The following is a 4,270-nucleotide window of genomic DNA, read 5'->3' as shown; positions in this document are numbered from 1 at the left end:
TGCGATGTGGTTCATCGGCCTGGGCACGGGCGGACCTGCAGTGACGGCAGGTTCCATGTTGCTGCTGTATGAGGTCGCCATGGCCTTGTTCATTGGCTTGGAACCACTGTTCATTCTGTGCCTGCTGTTCGATCAGACCAAGCAGTTGTTCCAGCGATGGCTGTTCTACGGTATTGGAACCATGTTCTCCATGGCGGTACCGGCGGCGATGGTCTCGATCGCGCTGGACATGGTGATCCGCGTGTCGGCCTCGTTCTGGATGACAGCGCTTGTGAACAAGTTCCCGCTCATGGGCGCGTCCAGTGACGGTATGACCAGTCAGGCGATGCAGCAGGGCGGCATGGGATTGATCCTGACGACCTTGATTCTGACTGCGCCCCCAATGGCGGCCATGTTCTTCCAGGGCACCTTGGGTAGCTTCATGGCATATTCGCAGATAGGTGGTAGCCCGGTGGCGCAGGCGCCGGGCCGAGCGGGCAGCCGCCGGGTAGTTGCTACACGCCTCCGGCTCCAGAGAAGGGCGGGACACATGGTGCCACTACCGAGCAGGTTGTTGGTTCGCGAGTGACTGGCGGTAGTTCATCGCCGGGTTCGGCGGTGGTGGACTCGGGGCGTCTTGGTCTCGCAAAGAACAACGGCTGATGGGAAGTTTGAGGGTCTAACGATATGGTCTCGATACTTGGCCGCCGATGTGCGCTTATCTTCGGCGCTGCAGCTTGCATGCTATTTCTTGGCTTCCCGCCCGTTGCTGGTGCTGAAGGGCGTTGCCCGCCAGGCCAGTATCCAATCGGAGGTCAGGGTGTTGGTGGGTGTGCGCCGATCCCGGGAGGGGACGCGGGATCGGGTCAGACGGGCCCTATCCAAACAGGACGCTGGAATAAGACTTGGGGCGCGATTGCCATGGCTTCCAATGGTGACGTCGGTGTGTCAGTCGGAAAAGTGAGAAAGGCTGACGCCTCAAATGAGGCCTTGGCCAATTGTAGTCAGCACGGGGCATCGGATTGCAAGGTTACTCAGACTTACAAGAATCAATGCGTCGCGCTGGTCTCTCCCCGAACTAGCGCATTCGGCGGTTCCACGTTTGGACGCGCTGAATCTGTCTCTGCCGCGACTTCATTGGCGATGGGGCTTTGCACTAAGCGCGGCAGTGAAGGTTGTAAGGTGATCTACTCGGCATGCAGCGAACCGGAATTCCAGTCGTTCTGAGTGGTAGTCAGTGAGGCGCCGCAGGTTGCAATTGCTGGAAGAATTTAGGTTTACCTGCTCTCATGTTTCGCTTGTCAACTCAATTTGACCTGCCCCCTGCGTTAGGGCCAAGGTCTACTTCGTAGAGTCCGTGGTTGTGAGCTTATCGCCCGGGTTCGTGGTTGCAAGGGATCCATGCTCGCGGAGTAAGGCGGCGAACTCGGTGGGGGCGCTCTTGCCTAGCGAGTTGTGCGGGCGTACTTCGTTGTAATCGCGTCGCCAAGCAGAGATCGTCGCCTTGGCATGCTCCAGTGAGGTGAACCAGTTTTCGTTGAGGCATTCGTCGCGGAACTTGCCGTTGAAGCTCTCGATGTAGGCGTTTTGGGTGGGTCTGCCAGGCTGGATCAGCAGCAGCTTCACGCCGTTGGCAACGGCCCACTGGTCGAGAGCTCGTCCGGTGAACTCCGCCCCTGATCGGTCCGGATCATGGCCGGATAGCCGCGGAAGTGGCACACCGTTTCCAGGATGTCGGCCACGCCCTGCCCGTTGATGCGGCGGGCGACCGCGATCTCCACGGCCTCCTTGGTGCAGTCGTCGACCACAGTCAGACACTTGATCGGCCTGCCGTTGGCCAGGGCGTCGAACACGAAGTCCATCGACCAGTTGTGGTTCGGACCGGAAGGGGCGTGCAACGGTCAGCGTTCGACCGCGACGCGCTCGCGCTTGCGCCGTGCCTGCGCACTACCAGTCTTAGCGGAAGGACGACGTCCCCCCGGTTTTGAACGCCCGGGCACACTCCAGCGCGGTGCCCGACGTCAGGGGCGGGTAGGCATCCATTCACGTTAACCGCGCTTTTTCTGTGATCAAGTGCGCTTTTCATCCCAAGCCCCCTTCGACGAGCGCCGCCTCCTCGAAGTAAGCTGCGTGCGCGTCAAAATCCCGACGCGCCGGTGCCATCGAACGCAGGAGCTTTTCCGTCCATGAGGACTGTGTCCCCCCGCGATGCGGGTGACGCTTGCCACCATCGCGGTTGCCGTGGGCTCGGGGCTATCATCCGCCATGGCGGCCGCAGGGCACGTGCGAGGCATCGCCCCGTTTCCGGCCTCCGCTCGGGAACTGGCAAGACGGGATTGAAGGAGTTGCAGGGGATGGAGAAGGGGAGTGGCGTACACATGGACAATGCCTTGGCGTTCGTTCCGTCCGGCGCGAACCTGCTGGAAGCCGTGCGCGGTGATCTGACCGGCAATGGTTTCCAGGACCAGCTCCTGGTGATCGACCAACCTCCTCCGGAGGGCTTGCTGCCCGGCGAGCACGGTCCCAACCGGGTGCTGTTGCTGCTGCTGGGCGACGCCACGGGCCGATGGCAGTTGGCGGCGCGCAACGACAAGCTGGTGCCGTGTTCCACCCGGGGAGGCATTGCCGGCGATCCTTTCGCGTACGTGACCATCGAGGATGGTGCGTTCAGTGTGATCACCAACGGCGGCAGTCGCGAACGCTGGAGCAGCGTCTACACGTTCCGGTATGCACCTGCCGAGCAGGCGTGCTGGGTGCATGGCGTGCAGCGCAGGGTGGTCGACACCGAGACCGAGGCCACCCATACGCGTGACTTCTCGGCTGCCGAACTTGGCCGGGTGCGGTTCGAGGATTTCGATCCGTCCGTCGTCGCCGACGTCAGCTTGCCCTGAGTGCCATGCCGGTGAGGAGGCGGGAGTATCCAACGATGATCGAGCAGGAGTTTCACCGTGTCGCAGGATAGGGAGTCGCAGCTGTTGCGGCAGGCCACGGAGGCCGGCATGACCTCGTCCCGGGAACTGGCCAACTTCATGGCGCAGGCCGGGCACGAGTCCCGTGGCCTGAGCCGGCTCAATGAAAGTTTCAACTTCACCCGGGGTATCTCGCAGATCCCGGTGGAAGCGGCGTGGCGCAATGGCAATGGTGCGCTTGAGAGCGCGCGCCAGGAGGCGCTGCGTGGGCGGCCGGAGAACCTGGCCGAACTGATGTATGGCGGGCGTATGGGCAATGACGCGCCTGGCGATGCGCTGAAGTATCACGGCCGTGGCTATCTGCCTCTGGTCGGCAAGGAGAATTACGAGCGTGCCGGCAAGGCGCTGGATCTGGACCTGGTGAATCACCCGGAACTGGCCGCGCAGCCCGAGCACGCAGGCCGCATTGCCGTGTGGCAGTGGCAGACGCGGGTGCCGGAAGCGGCGCGCGAGGACGTGCGCGAAGCGACGCGCGCGATCAATGGTGGCCTGAACGGCATCGAGGCCCGCCAGCAGCGATTCGAGGTGTGGCAGCAGAAGCTGACGCCTGATGTGATGGCGCGGCTGGAGCGGGGCGAAGTCGGGGCGCCGGCCCAGCAGGCCACCGTGCGCGACATGTCGCAGCCTGGCGCGCCGGGGCATGCGCTGTTCCAGGGCGCCCGCCACCATCTGCAGCAGATGGGACCGCAAAGCGGTCTGCGCAGCGTGCAGGAACTGGACAATGCTGCCGGCGCACTGGCGCTGAGCGCGCAGAAGGCGGGGATGTCGCGCATCGATCATCTCCTGGCTGGCAACGACGGCCGCACGTTGTTTGCCGTGCAGGGCGCGCTGGGTGACCCGGCCATGCTGCGCGCTTCGGTCGAGCGCGAACAGGCGGCACAGCAGCCGCTGGCACAGAGCAGCCAGCAGTTGGCCGCCAACGTCGCCCAGCAGGACCCCGCGGCCGCGCTCGCCCGCGAGCAGGAGCAGCGCTCTCGATCCCTGTAGCACCTGATGCCGGCGGGCAGAGTGCCCGCAGGCGCTTTACGTACGACGCGTGGCGCCCTGTGGCGCCGACATGGAAACCCACCCGTAAGGACACCACATGCGAATCGTTCCCTCGAATGCCCGGCACGCCGCTGCCCGCTGCACTGCATCCGTGCGCCGGCTGCCGGCGGTCTGGCTGCTGTCACTTGGACTTGCCGCAGCGTCGGCACAGGCTCAGGAGACAGCGGCACCCGCCGTGGAGACGCCCCCCGCTGCAGATGCAATCGTTGAGGCGCCTGCAGGGGCGGCGCCCGTTGCAGCGCCCACGGCGGCCGACGCCGTTGTCGCGGCGCCGG

General features: G+C 64.2%; 3 protein-coding genes and 2 pseudogenes. 4 read left to right on the top strand and 1 reads right to left on the bottom strand.

What is annotated here, in order from left to right; all coding sequences use genetic code 11:
- Both N5E02_RS20300 and N5E02_RS20295 read left to right on the top strand, forming a co-directional pair.
- Positions 1-492: pseudogene (locus tag N5E02_RS20300) on the top strand (type IV secretion system protein); the annotation flags it as partial.
- A gap of 174 nt (positions 493-666) precedes the next feature.
- Entirely contained in the window at positions 667-1,206 is a 540-nt protein-coding gene (locus tag N5E02_RS20295; RefSeq protein ID WP_334272276.1) for a DUF4189 domain-containing protein, read from the top strand.
- A gap of 114 nt (positions 1,207-1,320) precedes the next feature.
- Here N5E02_RS20295 and N5E02_RS20290 read toward each other — a convergent pair.
- Positions 1,321-1,928 (bottom strand): annotated as a pseudogene (locus N5E02_RS20290) (IS3 family transposase); the annotation flags it as partial.
- A gap of 405 nt (positions 1,929-2,333) precedes the next feature.
- Between N5E02_RS20290 and N5E02_RS20285 the strand changes: the two are divergent.
- Positions 2,334-2,870: a hypothetical protein gene (locus N5E02_RS20285; RefSeq protein ID WP_032954278.1), complete on the top strand. Its 537-nt coding sequence runs from the start codon at positions 2,334-2,336 to the stop codon at positions 2,868-2,870.
- Positions 2,871-2,927: 57 nt separating this feature from the next.
- Positions 2,928-3,935: an XVIPCD domain-containing protein gene (locus N5E02_RS20280; protein ID WP_329953253.1), complete on the top strand. Its 1,008-nt coding sequence runs from the start codon at positions 2,928-2,930 to the stop codon at positions 3,933-3,935.
- Positions 3,936-4,270: the final 335 nt, after the last annotated feature.

It is taken from the genome of Stenotrophomonas sp. GD03777 (genome assembly GCF_029842485.1).
GTDB classification, from domain to species: Bacteria; Pseudomonadota; Gammaproteobacteria; order Xanthomonadales; family Xanthomonadaceae; genus Stenotrophomonas; species Stenotrophomonas sepilia.
The sequence above is the reverse complement of the archived record's forward strand: the minus strand, read 5'-3'. Positions and strand labels throughout refer to the sequence as shown.

Bases quoted from the DNA above. Each gene is read 5' to 3' on its own strand.
- N5E02_RS20295 (WP_334272276.1), top strand. From the start codon at position 667: ATGGTCTCGATACTTGGCCGCCGATGTGCGCTTATCTTCGGCGCTGCA.
- N5E02_RS20285 (WP_032954278.1), top strand. From the start codon at position 2,334: ATGGAGAAGGGGAGTGGCGTACACATGGACAATGCCTTGGCGTTCGTT.